Annotated in this window: 2 protein-coding genes; both read left to right on the plus strand. The window is 38.5% G+C overall.

Annotated features, from left to right (window positions below; genetic code table 11):
- Positions 1–112 precede the first annotated feature (112 nt).
- On the plus strand, positions 113–448 hold the full coding sequence (locus tag EYW48_RS21025; protein ID WP_277433031.1) for a hypothetical protein: 336 nt from the start codon (positions 113–115) through the stop codon (positions 446–448).
- Between the two features lie 4 nt (positions 449–452).
- Positions 453–1,613: a hypothetical protein gene (locus tag EYW48_RS21030; RefSeq protein WP_277433032.1), complete on the plus strand. Its 1,161-nt coding sequence runs from the start codon at positions 453–455 to the stop codon at positions 1,611–1,613.
- Positions 1,614–1,727: the final 114 nt, after the last annotated feature.

A 1,727-nucleotide genomic window follows, 5' to 3' on the forward strand; every position in this document is an offset into this window, starting at 1 on the left:
CTCGAACAAGGTTTGCCATTCTTGGTTGGTGCGTCGTTTTACCATTTCAAATCTCCTTGAGGTTGGAGGTTTGATCGTATAGCGTGCTGAAGTTGATTAGAATGCGGTGTTTATGACGCGCTTACAAAAGTTTACCAATAAGGCAGTGAAACATAATTTACCATGTGCTGAATTTGATATGTGTTTTAAATGCAAATCTGCGAAGGCTGTAGATGAACCAAACTCTATTTATAAGCTCATTTCATTTATTGATGTATTGAAAGAGGCTTTAGATCATTACCCAGATGCTAAGCCTGAAATTCAAGAAAAAATTTCTGTATTTGAATCAACTCTAAAAGGGGCAAGTCACGAAATACTACAAAGTGCATGGTCGAACTTCAACCAAAATGGCCGCCATCCTAGAGTTACCATGGACCACGCACATTTATCAGTATTAAGGTATAGGTAGACATATGATTAAAATAACAGACTTAAACCGTTTAAAGAAAATAAAAAGTGCACAACAAAATATTGGTACGCATACCAACTACCTTACAGATATCTTAAAGCCGGCTATAAAAAAAGGAAATTGGGATGTCTTCGAGGAACTAGATATTGGATTTGATGAGAATGGTCAGTCACTAGGGAAAATCAAAGACAATGATGCTTGGAAAAATCTTCAGCCATTTTTCACCCCAACGGCTACAAAAGCAAGCACACTAAACTTTTCGCTAGACGGTAAGGTTATTGAAAGAAATATTCAAAATGAACTAAAAGCTCTCATATTAAAAATGCTGTGGGTATCTCCTGTCGAACATTCATTTGACTCTTTATGTCAGACGCTTGTTGTCCTAAAAAAGTTTGCTAAGCCATTATTAGGAGACGGCTTAAACAGTCTATCTTATGTAGATGTTGACCGTATTACCTCATGGATACAAAGGGAAGTCATCGATATTGACTTCAGAAGAGAAAAGAATTACGCCCCTATCAACAAGCTATTTACTGAAGGGCGAGGCTTACCCTTTACTGTTGGGTTTAAAGGAGTGATTAACCCTCAAACACTTGGACTTACACCATACCCTGCACTTCAATACCCGGTTATACCTCAACGCTTGTTTTACCAAGCCTTAGATGAATCTGAAAACCTAATCAATTATCTATACGACAACTTAAACCTAGTTGAAGAACTTGCTAATTTCCTCGTTGACTTCGAAGACAACATTTACAATGGCTATGCAAAATACTTACATCTAAGTTTAAGTGTACGATCTGTAGGTAAAGAGGTTTGGCGCTTAGATGACGGTAATCAAAAAAGTAAAAACAACAAGTTTAAATCCGAGTTTAAAAGTTTAGAGTCGCCTAGTGAAGCGGAAATATTACAACTGCTCAAAGATACTCAGCCAAAAGTCCACTCCAGCTTTTATGAGCATTGCTACCCTGGCTCAACATTTACCTTAGGGAGCATAACGGTAACTACTCCCACCCAAGCACAAGCATTATTAAAAGAGCTATCAGGGGGGTGCCTATGGGGACTAATGGCTAGGTCAGGGATGAGAACAGATGAAGCCTACCACTTGCATACAGTTAATGGATGTGTGGCTGAAGTAATTTCTGGTCAGGTTATATACCCGTGATCATTGAAGATGCTTGATTTTCAATAGAATCAGGATCATGCTACAAACCATGAAAATCACACTGACTCCTCAACAGAAACTGCAACTCGAACAGATGCACGACATTGAGCGTGA

The organism is Vibrio sp. 1180_3 (genome assembly GCF_029478545.1).
GTDB lineage: Bacteria > Pseudomonadota > Gammaproteobacteria > Enterobacterales > Vibrionaceae > Vibrio > Vibrio aestuarianus.